Genomic DNA, 17,052 nt, shown 5'->3' on the forward strand with positions numbered 1-17,052 from the left:
CGAACTTGTGACCTCCCGGTTATCAGCCGGACGCTCTAACCAACTGAGCTACAGGTCCATCATGGTGGAGGTTAGGGGGATCGAACCCCTGACCTCAGGCTTGCAAAGCCCGCGCTCTCCCAGCTGAGCTAAACCCCCACGGAGACAGTAATAAACACCCCAGCGGCGACTCGGCTCTCGCTGGGGTGTTTATTGCGAAAGAAAGTGGTGGACCTGACAAGATTCGAACTTGTGACCTCCCGGTTATCAGCCGGACGCTCTAACCAACTGAGCTACAGGTCCATCGCGCAAGGGATATATTAGACGAGTCGTTACGCGCGCGTCAACAACTTTTTTGAAAATCTTTGAGGGGTGTCGCCCCCGGCTGCCCGGCGGCATGCGAAGTCGCCTGCTCGGACAGTCCTGCTCGCACGGAGAGCACATTAAGTGCTCTCCTGCTCGTGCGGAACTCGCGATCGACTTCACATGCCGCCGTGCGACCGGGGCGAACACGAGTCCCAAGGTTTTCAAAAAAGCGGTCGGCGCGCAGTGCGCCGACCGCCGATATATAGGGTCTGATGATTTTTACCAGCTAGAGCCTCTTACTCGTCTAGGAGATCTTCTGGCATGTCGTTGCCATCGCCTAGATCGACTGGGGCTTCTTCGGGGGCAGAACCGTCTTCTGTTGCTTCGCCTTCGGGCTTCTCTTTGGCTGCCGTCATGCGGGCTACGGCGCATACGCGGTCGTTGTCGTCGACGGTCATCATCTTGACGCCCTGGGTGGCGCGGCCGGTCTGGCTGATCTCGTCGGTCTTGACGCGAATGACCGTCGCGCCCTCCGTCACGATGAACAGCTCGTGCTGTGGGCCCACCGTCTTCATGGCCGCGAGGTTACCCTTACGCTCGGTCATTTGGATGGTGTAGACGCCCTGACCGCCGCGATTCTGCTCCGGATAGTCCGCGACCGGCGTGCGCTTGCCGTAGCCGCGCTCGGTGATGACGAACAGATCGCCGTTGCCGTTAGTGACTTCCATGCCCAGAACGCTCACACCGTCCTTCAGACCGATACCGCGAACGCCGCTGGTGTCGCGGCCGGTGGCGCGCACCTGCTCCTCGGAGAACATGATCGCCTTGCCCGCGGTGGTGGCCAGGATAATCTTGTCGCCCTCGCGCACGCGGCGCACGTTCAGCAGCGCGTCGTCGTCACGCAGGTTGATAGCAATCAGGCCGTCGCGACGGCTGCGGTCATATGCGCTCATCACGGTCTTCTTGACCATGCCGCTCTTAGTGGCAAACATCAGGTACTCGTCGGCCGGGAACTCGCGGCAGCTGATGACGCTCGCGATCTTCTCGCCTTCCTCGAAGGGCAGCAGGTTGACAATCGCGGTACCGCGCGCCTGGCGCGTACCCACCGGCAGCTCGTGCACCTTCAGGCGATAGACCTTGCCCTTGCTCGAGAAGAACAGCACGTACTCGTGCGTGGACGCGATGAACATCTCATCGATAACGTCATCCTCTTTGAGGTTGACGCCCGACACGCCCTTGCCACCGCGCTTCTGGGCGCGGTAGGCAGCCACCGGGATACGCTTAACGTAGCCGGTATGGGTAATGGTCACGACCATATCCTCGTCGGCAATGAGGTCCTCGACGTCCAGGTCCTTCTCGACATGGCTGATCTCGGTGCGGCGCTTATCGCCGAACTTCTTGGAGATCTCGCGCATCTCCTCCTTGATGACGCCCAGAATCTTCTCCTCGTGCGCCAGCAGGTCCTCGTAGTAGGCGATGGCGCGGCGCAGGCCGTCCAGCTCTTCTTGGATCTTGTCTCGCTCCAGGCCGGTCAGGCGGCGCAGCTTCATCTCGAGGATGGCCGTGGTCTGCTCGGGCGTAAAGCCAAAGCGCTCGATCAGGCGGCTGCTGGCCTCGGAGTCGGTCTGCGAGGAGCGGATGATGCTGATGACCTCGTCGATATGGTCAAGGGCCATCAGGTAACCCTCGAGGATATGCGCGCGGGCCTGGGCCTTCTTAAGGTCGAAGCGGGTGCGGCGGGTGACGACGTCGACCTGGTGGTCGATGTAGTGCTGCAGCATCTCGCGCAGGCTTAGGCATTTGGGAACGCCGTTGACGAGCGCCAGGTTGTTGGCGCCGAAGGTCGTCTGCAGCGAGGTGTACTTATACAGGTTGTTGAGCACGACCTGAGGAATGACGCCCTTCTTGAGCTCGATGACCAGACGGATGCCCTTCTGGTTGGACTCATCGCGCATATCCGAGATGCCCTCGATGCGCTTATCGTTGACGAGCTGGGCGATCTTCTCCTGCAGGGTGCCCTTGTTGACCATGTAGGGAATCTCGGTAAAGACCAGGCGGCTGCGGCCGGTCTTGGTGGACTCCACATGTGCCTTGGCACGCACGGTAATGGAGCCGCGTCCGGTCTCGTAGCTCTGTTTGATGCCGGCGCTGCCCATGATGATGGCGCCGGTGGGGAAGTCCGGACCGGGCATGATCTGCATGAGCTCGTCGACAGTGGCGTCGGGGTTGTCGATCAGGTAGCAGGTGGCCTCAATCGCCTCGGTGAGGTTGTGCGGGGCGATGTTGGTGGCCATGCCGACGGCGATGCCCTGGCTGCCGTTGACCAGCAGGTTGGGGAAGCGCGCAGGCAGCGCCACGGGCTCGGCGAGCGATTCGTCGTAGTTGGGCTGCCAGTCGACGGTATCCTTCTGCAGGTCGCGCAGCAGTTCCATGGCGGGCTTTGCCAGGCGGCTCTCGGTGTAACGCATGGCTGCCGCGCCGTCGCCGTCGATGTTACCGAAGTTGCCATGACCGTCGATGAGCGGCGTGCGCATGGAGAACCACTGTGCCAGGCGGACCATGGCCTCGTAGACCGCAGAGTCACCGTGCGGGTGGTACTTACCGATAACTTCGCCGACCGTCCACGCCGACTTCTTGTGCGGGCGGTTGGGGTAGATGCCGCTCTCGTTCATCGCGTACAGGATGCGGCGGTGCACCGGCTTTAAGCCGTCGCGCACGTCCGGCAGGGCGCGCGCCGTGATGACCGACATCGAATACTCGATAAACGACTGCTTCATCTCGCGACCGAACTCCGAAATCTGGAGCTGGCCGCCGTTGATATCCTCGCCGGCCGAGGCGCCACGGTCGACTTCGCCAAAACTCTCCTCGAGCTCGCCGTCGTCATCCTCTTCCTCGTCATCATCGACATCGGGGTTATAGGCGTCCGGGTCGCCGTCCTCGCCCTGCTCAGCACGGGCAAGCAGGCGCTTCAGATCGTCGGGCATGCCGGCATCGCCGGCCTCGTCCATACCCCCGTTATTGTTGATATCGTCTGCCACGTTACCTCCTCTTAAGCGTCAAGGAAACGCGCGTCATGCGCATGTTTTTCAATGTACTCGCGGCGATAGCCGACCTCGGAACCCATGAGCTCGCGCACGGCGCGGTCCGCCACCACGGCGTCCTCGATCGACACGCGCTGCAGGATGCGGGTCTTGGGGTCCATCGTCGTCGAGGCAAGCTGCTTGGGGTCCATCTCGCCCAGGCCCTTGTAGCGCTGGACGGTATAGCCCTTGCGCTTTTTGGTGATCTTGCCGTCCTTGGCCTTGCCGTCCTCGTCGTTATCGTCAGGGTTCAGGCCCAGGCTCTGGATGGTGTCACGCAGGATCTCGTCTTCGGGCTGGCGGCCGTTGGGATACACGTAGTGGATCTTGTTGCGCACCTTAATGCCAAAGATGGGCGGGCAGGCAACATAGACGTAGCCGGCATCGATCAGCGGACGCATGTACTTGTAGAAGAACGTCAGCAGCAGGATGCGGATATGCGCACCGTCGACGTCTGCATCGGTCATGATGATGATCTTGTGGTAGCGCGCCTTGGTGATATCGAAATCGCCGCCGTCGCCGGCACTCGTCGTGACGCCGCAGCCGATCGCGGTAATCAGCGACTGGATGGTGTCACTCGAGAACGCGCGATGGTCACCAACGCGCTCGACGTTCAAAATCTTGCCGCGCAGGGGCAGAATCGCCTGGATGTCTCGGCGACGGCCGTCCTTGGCCGAACCGCCTGCCGAGTCGCCCTCTACGATGAAGAGCTCGGTCAGCTCGGCATCGCGCACCGAGCAGTCAGCGAGCTTACCGGGCAGGGACGCCGTCTCGAGCAGGCTCTTGCGACGGGTCGCTTCGCGCGCCTTGCGGGCGGCGTTGCGCGCCTTGCAGGCCTGTTGCGCCTTCTTGACGATCTCGCGGGCGGGCTTGGGATGCTCCTCCAAGTAATCGGCGAGGCCGTCGGTCACGATCTTGAGCGTGAGCGCGCGCATATAGGAGCTGCCGAGCTTGGCCTTGGTCTGGCCCTCAAACTGCGGATCGGGCAGCTTGACCGAGATAACGGCCGAAAGGCCCTCGCGCACATCGTCGCCGGTCAGGTTGGCGTCTTTTTCCTTGAGCAGGTTCTGCTTGCGCGCGTAATCGTTGATCACGCGGGTGAGCGCGGTGCGGAAGCCCTCAAGGTGCATGCCGCCCTCGGGGGTGTAGATGTCGTTGGCAAACGACATGACGTTCTCGCCGTAGCCGCTATTCCACTGCAGGGAAACCTCAACCTCGCCCATCTTGGCCACAGGTGCGTCCGGGTCCGATTTGCCCTCGATGTAGATAGGCTCCTTAAAGGCCTCGGGGACGTCCTTGCCCTCATTGAGGAACTTGACGAAGTCGATGATGCCGCCCTCGTAGCAAAACTCCTCCACGTGGGGAGTCGCCTCGCGTTCGTCGGTCAGCACGATTTTGAGGTTCTTATTGAGGAACGCCGTCTCCTGCAGACGGTTGTGCAGCGTATCGAAATCGTAGATGCAGGTCTCGAAGATCTCGTCGTCGGGCCAGAAGGTGACGGTGGTGCCCGTCGAATCCGAGGTGCCCACGACCTCCATCTTCTTGACGGTCTTGCCGCGCGAGAACTCCATCTCGTAGGTGTTGCCGTCGCGACGAACCTGAACGACCACGCGCTTGGACAGTGCGTTGACGACGGAGATGCCAACGCCGTGCAGGCCGCCCGAGACCTTATAGGCCGAGTTATCGAACTTACCGCCGGCGTGCAAGATCGTCATGACGACCTCGAGCGTCGGGATTTTTTTAACAGGGTGCTCGTCGACGGGGATGCCGCGCCCGTTGTCGACGACCGTGATGGAGTTGTCGGCGTGGACCGTCACCTGGATCTCGGTGCAGAAACCGGCCATGGCCTCGTCGACGGAGTTGTCAACGATCTCCCACACCAGGTGATGCAGACCGCTGGCGCTCGTCGAGCCGATATACATGCCCGGGCGCTTACGAACGGCCTCGAGACCTTCGAGAATCTTGATCTCGCCGCCATCGTAATCGTTTTCGTTTGCCACACGTCCTCCTTCAGTCAAGAAAATGTGTACAGCCTTACTAGTTTATCGTAAAAAAATACCCTCGGGAACGAGGGTATTTGGCTCTACAAGGCCACCAGATGCGATTTAAGGCTCTTTTTTGCTTTGCACGCCCTTGGCCCACTCGGCGCTGGCTCTCATGGCATTCTCGAGGGCCTCGCGCAGTTTTTGGTCTTCGATGGGCGCCACTCGGCGCTCAATCTCGGTGCGCTCGGCCTCACTTAGGTCGGCGTGCGGGGCCGGCGGGCGCTCGGTCGTCGCCGGGCGCAGGCGCTCCTTGGCGGCGGGCGGCGTGTGACCGGGCGCGGTGGTTTTGAACACCAGACCGTCCACATGCGCACCGGCGCGCTCCATGCGCGCGCGAATGATCTCGCGCAACAGTGTCATTTCCTGCGTCCACGAGGGCGAGTCGAGATACACCAGCAGCTCATTGGACTCGGGCAGGTAGCGCAGGCCCGTCACATGGCGCCCCTCGCGCGTGCCCGAGCACACCGCGTTCCACGCGCGATAGACCGCACGAGATTCCTCTGCAGCCTCCATCTGCGCACGGCGCTCAGGTGTCGCGGCCGCCAGGATGCGCTGGCGCTCTGCGTTCAAAAACCCACTGAAGGCGACCGTCTCGCTCTCGCGCTCGTAATTAGCACGTCTCACCCATGCTCACCACCTTGGCTCGATCAAGCAGGTCATCGGTAAAGTATCCCAGGTTGGTCGTGGTTATGACCACCTGGATATCATCGCCGATCAGCCGCAGAAAAGCACCGCGGCGCTCGCCGTCGAGCTCGCTCATCACGTCGTCCAGAAGCAACAGCGGAGCAGTACCCAGAACATCGCGAGCCACGGCCACCTCGGCCACCTTCCAGGACAGTACCAACGTTCGCTGCTGTCCTTGGCTGGCAAATGAACGGGCGGAGCGACCCGCAACGGTAAACTCAATCTCGTCGCGATGCGGTCCCACCAACGTCACGCCGCGGCGAATTTCCTCGTCGGCGTGCCCATCAAGGGCAGCCAGCATGCGCTCGTACGCCCAGCCCTTCAGCTCTTCGCGATCCTCGACCTGGGGCAAATCCCCCAGCGTGGATGCATAGGACACGTTGGCGGCTTCACCGGACGCCACTTGCCCGTAGGCAGTACGCACATGGCCCGCCAGCCGGTCGAGCAGGGCCAACCGGTGCACGAGCAGAGCCGCGCCCGCGCGGGCAATCGAATCGTTCCACGCGCCGAGCATCTCGCGGCAGCACCAGGTTTCCTTGAGCAAGGCGTTGCGCTGGGTCACGCAGCGACCATAGGTGCTCGCAAGATCGGCATAGCGTGCGCTCAGTTGCATGCCAAAGTCGTCGAGGGCGGCGCGGCGCACACTGGCGCCTCGCTTAACCATGTCCAGATGGTCGGGGCAAAACAGCACGCTCGGCAGAACCCCGCGCACACCGGCGGCAGAGCATCTCTTGCCGTTGCGGCTAAACGAGCGTTTACCGTCCTCCGCACTCAATCCCATATCAAGTACGCGGCCGTCGCCCTCGAGCCTCAGCTCGATCTTGCACGAGCCCACGTCATCATGGACGAGCTCGGCTGCGGTCGGATGCCTAAACGAGGCGCCGCTCGTCAGCAGCTGCAGCGCCTCTATGAGATTGGTCTTTCCCGCCGCGTTGGGTCCCGCAAGTATCGTCACGCCCTCGTCCAGGGCAAGACGATAGCTCTCGAAACTGCGGTAGTGCGCGACGGAAAGATCGCGGGCGAACATGGTCATGGCGCAGCGCTAGATGCGAACCGGCATGACCAGGTACAGGTAGTTGATCTTGTCGTAGGACTTGAAGATGCCCGCCTGCGAGTAGCTCTTGAGCTCCAGCGTGATCTCCTTCTCCTTGGACAGGGCATTGAGGCAGCCGAAGATGTAGTGGTAGTTGAAGGCGATGGTACCCGACTCGCCCTCGGCCTCGACATCGATTGTCTCCTGCGCAAGGTCCTGGTCATTGGAAATGGAGGACAGGCCCATCTGCCCGTTCTCGACATCGATCTCGAACTTGACGGCGGGGTTGGCGCTCGCGATAACGGCCACGCGCTTGAGGGCGGCGTTAAAGGCGGCGACGTCGATCTTGACGCTCGTCACGCACGAATCGGGGATGAGCTGCTTGTAGTTGGGGTACACGCCCTCGATGCGGCGCGACACGTAGGTGGTGTTGCCGGCCTCAAAGACGACCTGGGTGTCGGTAGCCCCGATCATGATGGTCGCCTGGCTGGCCATGATGTTCAGTGCGTCGTTAAAGGCGTCAGCCGGAACGTTGAGCTCAAAGGAGCCCTCGAGGGTCGAGGTCTCGACCTGCGTATCGCACACGGCCAAGCGGAAGGAATCGGTCGCCACCAGGCGCACGGTGTTGTTCTCGACCTTCATGTGCACGCCGCCCAGGATGGGGCGGGCCTTGTCGGTCGAGGTGACGCGCCACACGCGGCCGACCATCTCGGACAAGATATCGGTCGGCAGTTCCACGGCACTCTCGATGGCATAGGCCGGAAACTCGGGGAAGTCATTGGCATCGAGCGTGTTCAGGCGGAACGAGCTCTTCTCGCAACCAATCAGCACCTGGCGCTCGGACAGCTCAAAGGTGACCGGGGCATCGGGGAGAGTCTTGGTGATATTGGAGAGCATCTTACAGGGGATAACCATCTCGCCCTCTTCTTCGACATGCGCCGCGATGCGATGACGGATCGAGATGGTGTAGTTAGAGGTCTGGAATTCCAAGATGCCGTCTTGCGCCTTGACGAGCACGCCCGACAGGATGGGAAGGGTGGATGCCGAAGCGACACCCTTCATAACGACGCCGATGGCTTGTGTAAGCGAGCTCTGGCTGACGGTGAACTTCATCTTTTAATACCTTTCTTTAGATATAAATATCTTAATAATAGTAATAGCACTGACGAAACTGTTGATTACTCCCAAAGACGCAGGTCAGACCCAGAAAGAAAATCGACAGCAACCTGTGTGCAACGGGGGTGGTTTTCCACGTTCAAAACCTGCGCAAAACTTTTCATCACCGCGGGTTGGGTTTTAGACACCTTATGCCCGTGGTTTTGACAAGTTTTCAACAGGTGTCTCTATTTCCCTACGAGCGCAGTGTAATTTTATCGCGCAACGATTTGAGATCTTCGGTGACGGTGCGGTCTTCCTGGATCATCTTCTGGACCTTTTTGTAGCTCGTGCTGACGGTCGAGTGGTTGCGGTTGCCAAATTCGGCGCCCACCGCCGTGGTCGTCATCTCGCACATCTCGATGGCCAGATAGATGGCAATGTGGCGTGCTTTGGCGATATTGGCGTTGCGACGCGGGCCGATGAGCTCCTCGTGCGTCACGCCGTACTGCTCTTCAATGACGGACTGAACCGTCTGGACGTTGATCTTTTTGGCCGATGTGTCGAAGTACTGGCTGGCGATGGCGTCGATATCGTCAAAGGTGAGTTCCCCACCCTCGCGCTCACGGTCGCCCGCCTCGCCGGCGCAGCGCTCGCAGAAGCTCTCGAGTTCGCGGATGTTGGTGCCCGACACCTCTGCCATGTGCTTAAAGTGCTCATCGGTCAGGTGCCCGCCGTCGCCCCCGTAGGCCGCCAGCAGTGAGTCGTCGCCTGCCTCGGGAGCGGCGACGATGGTGTTCTCGTAATAGCGCTGCAAGATCTTGTATTTCATCTCGTAGCTGGGCTCTGCGACCAGGCAGAGCATGCCGGCGTTGAAGCGGCTGGTCAGACGCTCGTCCATGCTCAGGTCCTTGGGGGCGCGGTCTGCCGCGATGACGACCTTCTTGTTGTTGCGGATGAACTCGTCCATGAGCTGGAAAAAGTAGTCCACGCTCGCGCGCTTGCCGATGATGTTTTGGATGTCATCGATGATGAGCACGTCCACGCCGTGGTACGCCTGCATGATGGGGGCGTTGCTCTTCTTTTGGCGGTCGAACTCGGTCATCAGGTCGTCCAGATATGCCTGGGAGTTTGCATACTTGACCTTGATCTCGGGCGACTTCTCGGCGAGCTCGTTTTTGATGGCAAGCAGCAGGTGGGTCTTGCCCAGGCCCGATTTGCCGTAGATGAACAGTGATGTGCACGTGCCGCGCTCGTCCGCGAGGGCGGCAAACTTGAGTGCCGAGCGATAGGCATGGCTGTTCTCGGGCCCGTAGACAAAGTTCTCAAAGGTAAATTTTGAGTTCGCGGCGAGCGGGGCTCCATCCGTATTCTGCTCGGCCGGCACGGTCGGTGCTGGCACGGGTGAAGCGGGGGCCGCAGCTTGCGTGGATTTAGCCGGCGCTCCGCCCTTCATCTGGTTCATCATGCGACGAAAATCATCGGCCGAGAGTGTGTTCTTGATTGCAATGCCCGAATCCGCGCTCGCCGCTGCGTCGTGAGCGATTGGCATGTGCGTGACGGGTGCGTTCGCTGGCGTCGCCGCCGCGGTCGGCAACGGTGCCATGGTTTCACGGGAAACATCGCTGTGCTGGTGCTCGATTGTCGGCACGTCGCCTGCGGAGGCCGACACCGCCGGGGAAGCAGCGGGAGCCGCGGCGGCCGCCGTCGCGGCAGCGGATTCCGTCGCGGCGCCTTGCGGTGCCACGATGTCGAGCGCAATCGGTGCAAAGGCGATTTCTTCCAGATAGGCCTCAATAGTCGGCTGATGCTTTTTGAGCTGCGCGATGGCAAAGCGCGAGGGGGCCTCGATCGTGAGCGTATCTTCGGTCAGGCTTATGGCCCGCGATTGCCCCAGCATGTTGATGAGGCGTGCATCTTGGCCGTCGCGCTGACAAAAGGCGATGGCATCCCCCAGGATGATGCTTGCTTCCTCGTCCACTGTCTCTCCCGTTCTTTAGCTCTGAGCTCGCACGCGAGCGGCGCCGAGTTCGGTCAGATGGTATTTCTGGCCATGCTTGATGACCAAGCCGGCCTGCGCCAAGTCATTGAGCGTGCGTGACCAAGTGGGGGCCGAGTTTCCAAACGTCCTCGCCAGATCGGTTGCACCGCACGCTTGATTTTGCGCCAGATAGCCCAGCGCGGCGTTGCCGCGATCGCTTACGAACACGTCCGGTTGTGGCTGCGCATACTGATTTGCTGCATTAGGATACATCATTTGAGCTGCTGGTTGTTGAGAACTCTGCATCGGCGGCATTTGCTGTTGAAAACTTTGAGGCCACTGTTGGTAAGGCTGCAGAGGCATCTGCTGGGTCCAAGGGTTGTACTGCTGCTGCGGCATCTGCTGGTACGGCTGCTGATATCCCTGCTGGTACTGCTGCGGGAACTGCTGGCCATACCCCAGTGGCGGCATCTGCTGATATGGATATCCCTGCTGGTACGGCTGATAGCCCATTTTCTGGCCACCCGGTACCCCCGTCGCCTGCTGCATTGCTGCTGCATCCTGATCCGCCAGCGGCATGGCCTCTGGCATGTTTGGCGGCATCGGCATCGATGCCGCCTGGGACTCTTGTGTAGGAAGCATTCCGGGCTGCTGCATCTGTCCCACGGGGGGCCGCATCTGCTGCGTTGCCATGGGCTGCTGCGCAAAAGCTCCCGGCAGGGGATATGTGGGCTGATCCGTCTCGGGCCGCACGGCAGCACCGCGTCCGCCGGCACGCTCGATTTCCTGTACGCGTTTAGGGTTCAGGCTTACCGTAACCACGGTGCCGTTGCCCATGTTGTCCTCGATGGATACGGCACCGCCGGCGTTTTCCAAATACTCCTGCACCATGGGAAAACCTGCTCCGGTTCCACGGATATAGCGCTTCATCTTGCTGTTTGCGCTGGTAACGCCAAAGTCGAAAGCGCGCTCCTTGTCGTCGATGCCGGGTCCTTGATCAGCAAAGCGGATGGTGTCTCCGCCGTCCAGAATCGAGATGATGGGCTCGGCAAAGTGCGCGTGGATAAAGTTTTCGACAATCTCGCGGATGACCATGAGCGAGATATGGCCACCTTGTTCTTTCATGCACTGGTAGACGGTGTTGGTCGTCTCTTCCAAATACGTGCGGACATCTTGCGGATCAATGACGATCACACGCGGTGTCGACAGCATGTCGTCATAGACGGCAATGCGCGCGGCGTACATGGCTTTTGGCGCCTGCGTGGTCGTCTGCTCGCCTTCCGCACGCTCTTCGCGCACGCCGGTGATGTGCTCGTTGTCGGGTGCCGGGTCTCCGGAATCGACCATGGTGTAAAAGTCGTCAGACATGCCGCTCGCAATCTTTCAAAAGGTTTCGAACAAATAGTAGCTCACCGTGCAACGTTTCTCATCTTTCGACAACTTTTCAAAACTTGTTGAAAACTTTGGAAAACGGGCGAAAAGTTCTCAACATTGCCAACATGACCTGTTGAAAACTCGATGAAATATCGTGAAAGGTTGCCATGAGGCACAAATTTCGGTTGTGCTTATGGGGGAACCGTGTGAACTGCGCAACCTTTTACCTTTGATTTCTTGACATTTGAACATTGATTTCCCTACAATCTTCAAGCTCACGTGTCTATATCTGCGTCCGCGTCCCCGCGGACACTCGAAATGCAGCAGGAGGAACTTAAGATGAAGCGTACGTATCAGCCTAATAAGCGTAAGCGTGCCAAGACCCATGGCTTCCGTGCCCGTATGGCCACTAAGGGTGGTCGTGCCGTGCTCGCCCGTCGTCGTGCCAAGGGCCGCAAGCGTCTCACTGTCTAGCAGCGATACACACATCTCGCATGAAGACTATTAAGTCTCGGCAAGATTTCGAGCATGTGTTCAGTCAGGGGCGTCGTTTCAATCACCCTCTGATTCGAATGACCATATGTGAATCGGTTGGCGAAGGCGACTCCGGAAGGGTCGCCTTCGTTGGTGCTAAGCGACTCGGTTGTGCCGTCGTGCGCAACCGATCTAAGCGTGTGATGCGCGAGGCCGCCCGCAGCTGCGGATTTCCCGTTGCGGGTTATGACATCATCTTGTTTGCAACTCCCAAGACGAGGGTTTCCTCGCCGCAGGAGATGGACAAGGCGTTGCGTTCGCTTATGAAGCGCGCCGGCGTTGCCGGGGAGGAGCGATGAGCAATCACGTTTTGCGACGTGTTGCCATCGCTCCTATTCGCATATATCAACAGGTTATTTCGCCCTTATTGCCTGACGCCTGCATTTATTACCCAACGTGCTCGCAATACGCCATCCAGGCGATTGAGAAGCACGGTGTTTTGAGAGGCTGCTGGCTTGCCGTGAGGCGCATCGCTCGCTGCAATCCCCTGCACGTCGGCGGTTATGACCCTGTGCCCTAGCGGGCACTCGCTATCGGAGGAAAACTTACATGTGGGATTGGATCGTTAACATCCTTTTCGAGCTGCTCAAGCTCATCCAGACCTTTGCGGTCGACTGGGGCCTGTCCATCATCATCCTGGTGGTCATCATCCGTCTGCTGCTGACGCCGCTTATGCTCAAGTCGACCAAGTCGACGGCTCGCATGCAGGTGCTGCAGCCCAAGATGCTCGAGATCCAGGAGCGCTATGCCGACGATCCCCAGCGTCAGGCCGAGGAGATGCAGAAGTTCTACAGCGAGAACAAGTTCAACCCCATGGCTGGCTGTCTGCCGCTGCTGATTCAGATGCCTATCCTGTTCGCCCTGTTTACATTGCTGCGCAACCTGCCGCAGTACTTTAACAACGGCACGTTCTCGTTCTTCAACATCCTGCCCGACCTGACCACCACGCCGAGCGCTTCCTTTGCCGATGGCTTTATGGTTGCACTGCCTGCGCTGGTTTGCCTGATCCTGTTTGCCGTCCTGACCCTGATTCCGCAGCTCTATATGTCGCGCAACCAGACCGGCCAGCAGGCTCAGAGCATGCGTATGATGGCCGTTGTCATGACGGTCATGATGCTTTGGATGGGCTGGAGCCTTCCCGTTGGTGTTCTGCTGTACTACGACGTCTCGTCTGCTTGGCAGGTTATCCAGCAGATTTTTGTGACGCAGAAGGTCATCGACAAGGCGAAGGCCGATGAGGAGGAGCGTCTTAAGAACGCTCCGCTGCAGGTTGAGGTCACTCGTCGCGAGAAGAAGCCGCGCCCGCACAAGAAGAAGTAACGGGATATCAATCTTATTTAGGTACCTAACTTTTGGAGTACGTTATGTCTGAAGAGATCATCGAGGATATGCTTGAGGAGGTTGCCCCGCAGGTCGCGGGCGATTATCCCGAGATTGCACAGCGCTACAAGGCTGGTGAAGAGCTGACCGATGAGGAGCTCGACACCATTGCCGATGTTGCGATTTCCATCCTGCGTTCCATCCTTTTGCACTTCGATGCCGCCAACTCTCCTATCGATGAGTATGAGGGCGACGAGGGTGAGCTGATTTTGGATGTAACGGCTCCCGACCTTGCTGTTCTCATTGGCCGTCATGGTCGCACTCTTGATGCTCTTCAGGTTATGTTCTCTTTGCTGGTGAGCCGCAAGCTTGGCTTTAGGTATCCGGTTGTAGTGGACGTCGAGGGATACAAGAGTCGCCGTCAGGATAAGGTCGCCTCCATGGCTCAGTCTGCTGCCGAGCGTGCCATCCGCACTCATAAGAGTGTTTCGCTTCCGCCCATGAATGCCTACGAGCGCCGACTGGTTCACATTGCACTTCGTGGCAACGATGCAGTCGATACTCATTCTGAGGGTTCTGACCCTGATCGCCATGTGGTGATTGTTGCTCGATAATCTACTCGAGCTTATGCTAGGGGGACGTGGTTTCCACGTCCCCTTTTTTTGTCAAAAGTTCTCGATACGCTGATTTTTGTCAGAAAGGAGCTTCTGTTGTTTGTACTTACCGATCAGCAGGCTGACGAGATGTTGAGTCGCCTAACTTCCTATTGCAAAGAATATTCCTTGAGCGTAACTGATATTGAGCTGAGGAAATGTATCCAGCATTTGGATTTGGTTCTAGAAACAAATAAGACAACCAATCTCACCCGTATTCTTAACGTAGAAGATGCTGCCGTACTTCATATCCTCGACTCACTTGTTTTGCTCCCCTATATCAATAAGGCTCCTGAGGGAGCTTTGCTCGATATGGGAACAGGTGCGGGCTTCCCTGGTATTCCATTAACCATAACCACGCATCGTAAAGCTACTTATATTGACTCTGTTGGCAAGAAGGTTGATGCGGTTAATTCCTTTGTCCATGCTCTTGGATTGAAACATGCTCATGCGGTTCATGATCGTCTTGAAGAATATGCTCGAAGCCATAAGAAGCAGTTCTCCGTTGTAACCGCCCGTGCACTGGCCCCTCTACCGATTCTTGTTGAGTATGCGGCTCCGTACCTGAAGGATGGAGGGCTATTTGTTATCACCAAGGGCAATCCTTCGGATGAGGAGCTTGCTTCCGGCATGTCAGCAGCTAAGATTTGCGGCTTCACTTTGCTTCTGAATGACGCAATTGATTTGCCTGAAGGCTTGGGTCACAGGGAGTTCATTGTTCTTAAGAAGAGTCATTCAGCATCCGTTTCATTGCCTCGTGCAAATGGCATGGCAAAGAAGAATCCGCTTGCCTAGATGTTTCACGTGAAACATAATGGTTACTAACAGCTTGCAGTGTTTCACGTGAAACATAGCAGTTGCTATCGATTCGGAATGTTTCACGTGAAACATCCTCCGTTTGACAGCTTTAATACACACCAGGAGGGACCGTGGGATTTCGCGACGTTAAGCGTTCTAAGAGCGCAAAAGACACGCGTATCATTGCAATCATCAATCAAAAAGGCGGCGTCGGTAAGTCAACGACGGCTGTAAACCTTGCAGCAGCACTGGGTGAGCAGGGTCGTAAGACACTGATTGTTGATTTTGATCCGCAGGGAAACAGCACCAGTGGATTCGGAATTGAAAAAGAAGACCTTGATCACTGCATCTATGATGCATTGCTGAATGATGTGCCGGCAGAATCGCTTGTTCTTGATACAAATTGCAAAAAGGTATTCGTAATTCCGGCTACAATTCAGCTTGCAGGCGCGGAAATTGAACTCGTAAGCGCAATTGCTCGTGAAACCCGTCTCAAAGATTTGCTTGAGCCGATTCAGGACGAGTTCGATTTTATTTTCATTGACTGCCCTCCTTCGCTCGGCCTGCTTACTATCAACGCTTTGACCGCAGCAGACAGCGTTTTGATTCCGATCCAGTGCGAGTATTACGCACTCGAGGGCGTTACGAAGCTGCTTGAGTCAATGAAGATGGTCAAATCTCGTCTGAACAAGGGCTTAGACACCTACGGTGTGCTTATGACCATGTATGACTCGCGTACTTCTCTATCGAATCAGGTTGTTGAGGAGGTTCAATCGTACTTTGGTGATAAGGCATTTAAGACGTTGATCCCCCGTACGGTTAAAATCTCCGAAGCTCCGTCTTTTGGGGAACCGGTAATTACCTATGCACCTCAAAATAAGGGTGCAAAAGCATATATGAACCTTGCAAAAGAGGTGATCAAGCGTGCCTAGTGTAAAGAAACGTGGCGGATTGGGACGTGGACTCAATGCTTTGGTCTCAGAGGCCGAGTATGAGACCGGTGGTTCGGCTGCATCGGCTTCGAATGCCGCATCTGAAACAAAACTACCTATTGAGGATATCGTTCCCAACCCTAATCAGCCGCGAATTCACTTTAACGAAACTGAACTTCGTGAGTTGAGCGAATCAATCCAAGAACATGGCGTCTTGCAGCCGCTTTTGGTTCGCAAGCATGGAAACGGCTATGAGATCATCGCTGGTGAGCGTCGTTACCAAGCGTCAAAGCTTGCTGGTCTTGAGGAGCTGCCTGTCATCATTAAAGATGTTAATGATGAAGAGATGCTGGCTCTTGCTCTGATCGAAAACCTTCAGCGTTCTGATCTGAATCCCGTCGAAGAGGCTAAGGGCTATCGCCAGCTTATCGATGCCAGCGGTATGACCCAGGAGGCATTGTCGAAGGCAGTCAGCAAGTCACGCTCTGCAATTACAAACTCGCTGCGCCTTCTCGATCTCCCTGAAGTTGTTCAGCAGATGATTTTTGTGGGCAAACTTACTGCTGGTCATGCACGTGCGATTCTTGCAGTTCCCTATGAGGACGCTCGAATTCGACTTGCAGAGAAGGTTGTTGCAGAGGGCCTTTCCGTAAGAGCGACAGAAAATCTTGCTCCGTTGTTTTCTGCCGGAGAGACACCTAAGACGCCGAGGCCTGCAACGCCTCAGTCTTTTAAAAAGGCTGCCCGCGTGCTTCGTCAGGTTTTTAATACCAACGTGCGTGTTAAGAGCTCGCGTGGAAAGAATAAGATTGAGATTGAGTTTAAAGACGAGGAAGAGCTCTCTCGTATTCTTGGCGAAATGATTCAGTTTGATCAAGGAGGCCAAGATGAGGAATAGGATTTTAACTGCGATTGCATTGGCGACGACTGTCGCGGCTGGTGCCTTTGCTGGCTATAAGATCGCGACAGACGATGAACTTCGAGGTCGTTTGCTTCGTAGCGCGCAAGATATCGTCGATACTTCCAAAAAGAAAATGGATGTTATGACGGAAGATGTTGCCATGCGTACTGCTCAGGTAACGAAGAATCCCAAGATAAATCAAGGTTGGGTCAGCAACCAATGGGAAAATGTAGGCTATTAGGTACCTAACAATTACTCAGCATATTTTGAGGGGTCCTTGTCTGATTCATGAGATAAGGACCCCTTATTTTGGCCGTAAAAAATGGGACAGGTAGCA

The 17,052-nt window shown here is 57.4% G+C and carries 16 protein-coding genes and 3 tRNA genes (1 of these 19 only partly in view); 9 read left to right on the forward strand and 10 right to left on the reverse strand.

All coding sequences use genetic code 11. The annotated features are described in order from the left end of the window. The 10 genes from JMJ97_RS06300 to JMJ97_RS06345 all read right to left on the reverse strand — a co-directional run. Window positions 1-58: transfer RNA gene (locus tag JMJ97_RS06300), tRNA-Ile, on the reverse strand (it extends 119 nt beyond the left edge of the window). Window positions 59-62: 4 nt separating this feature from the next. Beyond that, a tRNA-Ala gene (locus JMJ97_RS06305) sits at window positions 63-138 on the reverse strand. A 67-nt stretch (window positions 139-205) separates the two neighbouring features. Beyond that, a tRNA-Ile gene (locus tag JMJ97_RS06310) sits at window positions 206-282 on the reverse strand. 299 nt (window positions 283-581) lie between these two features. Continuing rightward, the gene (gyrA, locus tag JMJ97_RS06315; RefSeq protein ID WP_276550572.1) at window positions 582-3,293 is read right to left on the reverse strand and encodes a DNA gyrase subunit A; all 2,712 of its coding nucleotides are present in this window, start codon (window positions 3,291-3,293) and stop codon (window positions 582-584) included. 41 nt (window positions 3,294-3,334) lie between these two features. Further along, window positions 3,335-5,365 carry a DNA topoisomerase (ATP-hydrolyzing) subunit B gene (gyrB, locus tag JMJ97_RS06320; protein ID WP_117769723.1) on the reverse strand — a complete coding sequence of 677 codons (2,031 nt, stop codon included), beginning with the start codon at window positions 5,363-5,365 and terminating at the stop codon, window positions 3,335-3,337. Between the two features lie 105 nt (window positions 5,366-5,470). Further along, a complete protein-coding gene (locus JMJ97_RS06325; protein ID WP_260699562.1) occupies window positions 5,471-6,034 on the reverse strand; it encodes a DUF721 domain-containing protein in 564 nt (187 codons plus the stop codon). Then, on the reverse strand, window positions 6,021-7,127 hold the full coding sequence (gene recF, locus JMJ97_RS06330; protein WP_260699564.1) for a DNA replication/repair protein RecF: 1,107 nt from the start codon (window positions 7,125-7,127) through the stop codon (window positions 6,021-6,023). The genes JMJ97_RS06325 and recF overlap by 14 nt, the downstream gene beginning before the upstream one ends. A 9-nt stretch (window positions 7,128-7,136) precedes the next feature. Then, window positions 7,137-8,240, reverse strand: a complete 1,104-nt coding sequence (gene dnaN, locus JMJ97_RS06335; protein ID WP_022094338.1) for a DNA polymerase III subunit beta — start codon at window positions 8,238-8,240, stop codon at window positions 7,137-7,139. Between the two features lie 238 nt (window positions 8,241-8,478). Beyond that, a complete protein-coding gene (locus JMJ97_RS06340; protein WP_040360018.1) occupies window positions 8,479-10,203 on the reverse strand; it encodes a DnaA ATPase domain-containing protein in 1,725 nt (574 codons plus the stop codon). 15 nt (window positions 10,204-10,218) lie between these two features. Further along, window positions 10,219-11,550, reverse strand: coding sequence for an ATP-binding protein (locus tag JMJ97_RS06345; protein WP_260699565.1), 1,332 nt, complete (start codon window positions 11,548-11,550; stop codon window positions 10,219-10,221). Between the two features lie 366 nt (window positions 11,551-11,916). On the opposite strand from JMJ97_RS06345, the gene rpmH reads away from it, so the two are divergent. The 9 genes from rpmH (at window position 11,917) to JMJ97_RS06390 (ending at window position 16,956) form a co-directional block, all read left to right on the forward strand. Continuing rightward, window positions 11,917-12,051, forward strand: a complete 135-nt coding sequence (gene rpmH, locus JMJ97_RS06350) for a 50S ribosomal protein L34 (protein WP_019127408.1) — start codon at window positions 11,917-11,919, stop codon at window positions 12,049-12,051. Window positions 12,052-12,071: 20 nt separating this feature from the next. Next, window positions 12,072-12,410: a ribonuclease P protein component gene (gene rnpA / locus JMJ97_RS06355; protein WP_006236191.1), complete on the forward strand. Its 339-nt coding sequence runs from the start codon at window positions 12,072-12,074 to the stop codon at window positions 12,408-12,410. Continuing rightward, a complete protein-coding gene (yidD, locus tag JMJ97_RS06360) occupies window positions 12,407-12,631 on the forward strand; it encodes a membrane protein insertion efficiency factor YidD (protein WP_082222962.1) in 225 nt (74 codons plus the stop codon). Before rnpA ends, yidD begins: the two co-directional genes overlap by 4 nt. A 29-nt stretch (window positions 12,632-12,660) precedes the next feature. Continuing rightward, window positions 12,661-13,431, forward strand: a complete 771-nt coding sequence (locus JMJ97_RS06365) for a YidC/Oxa1 family membrane protein insertase (RefSeq protein WP_035136499.1) — start codon at window positions 12,661-12,663, stop codon at window positions 13,429-13,431. Between the two features lie 44 nt (window positions 13,432-13,475). Continuing rightward, window positions 13,476-14,045, forward strand: a complete 570-nt coding sequence (locus JMJ97_RS06370; RefSeq protein ID WP_260699568.1) for a Jag family protein — start codon at window positions 13,476-13,478, stop codon at window positions 14,043-14,045. A 96-nt stretch (window positions 14,046-14,141) separates the two neighbouring features. Next, window positions 14,142-14,879: a 16S rRNA (guanine(527)-N(7))-methyltransferase RsmG gene (gene rsmG / locus JMJ97_RS06375; RefSeq protein WP_229030414.1), complete on the forward strand. Its 738-nt coding sequence runs from the start codon at window positions 14,142-14,144 to the stop codon at window positions 14,877-14,879. A 134-nt stretch (window positions 14,880-15,013) separates the two neighbouring features. Further along, entirely contained in the window at window positions 15,014-15,814 is an 801-nt protein-coding gene (locus JMJ97_RS06380; protein WP_022093800.1) for a ParA family protein, read from the forward strand. After that, a complete protein-coding gene (locus tag JMJ97_RS06385) occupies window positions 15,807-16,712 on the forward strand; it encodes a ParB/RepB/Spo0J family partition protein (RefSeq protein ID WP_260699569.1) in 906 nt (301 codons plus the stop codon). The genes JMJ97_RS06380 and JMJ97_RS06385 overlap by 8 nt, the downstream gene beginning before the upstream one ends. Further along, entirely contained in the window at window positions 16,702-16,956 is a 255-nt protein-coding gene (locus tag JMJ97_RS06390; protein WP_149926478.1) for a hypothetical protein, read from the forward strand. The genes JMJ97_RS06385 and JMJ97_RS06390 overlap by 11 nt, the downstream gene beginning before the upstream one ends. Window positions 16,957-17,052 lie beyond the last annotated feature (96 nt).

The organism is Collinsella aerofaciens (assembly GCF_025289055.1).
GTDB lineage: Bacteria > Actinomycetota > Coriobacteriia > Coriobacteriales > Coriobacteriaceae > Collinsella.

Excerpts from the sequence above, each read along its gene's own strand:
- JMJ97_RS06370 (WP_260699568.1), top strand. The coding sequence starts at position 13,476 with ATGTCTGAAGAGATCATCGAGGATATGCTTGAGGAGGTTGCCCCGCAG.
- dnaN (WP_022094338.1), bottom strand. The coding sequence starts at position 8,240 with ATGAAGTTCACCGTCAGCCAGAGCTCGCTTACACAAGCCATCGGCGTC.
- yidD (WP_082222962.1), top strand. The coding sequence starts at position 12,407 with ATGAGCAATCACGTTTTGCGACGTGTTGCCATCGCTCCTATTCGCATA.
- JMJ97_RS06390 (WP_149926478.1), top strand. The coding sequence starts at position 16,702 with ATGAGGAATAGGATTTTAACTGCGATTGCATTGGCGACGACTGTCGCG.
- recF (WP_260699564.1), bottom strand. The coding sequence starts at position 7,127 with ATGACCATGTTCGCCCGCGATCTTTCCGTCGCGCACTACCGCAGTTTC.
- JMJ97_RS06345 (WP_260699565.1), bottom strand. The coding sequence starts at position 11,550 with ATGGTCGATTCCGGAGACCCGGCACCCGACAACGAGCACATCACCGGC.
- rnpA (WP_006236191.1), top strand. The coding sequence starts at position 12,072 with ATGAAGACTATTAAGTCTCGGCAAGATTTCGAGCATGTGTTCAGTCAG.
- gyrA (WP_276550572.1), bottom strand. The coding sequence starts at position 3,293 with ATGGACGAGGCCGGCGATGCCGGCATGCCCGACGATCTGAAGCGCCTG.
- rpmH (WP_019127408.1), top strand. The coding sequence starts at position 11,917 with ATGAAGCGTACGTATCAGCCTAATAAGCGTAAGCGTGCCAAGACCCAT.
- JMJ97_RS06365 (WP_035136499.1), top strand. The coding sequence starts at position 12,661 with ATGTGGGATTGGATCGTTAACATCCTTTTCGAGCTGCTCAAGCTCATC.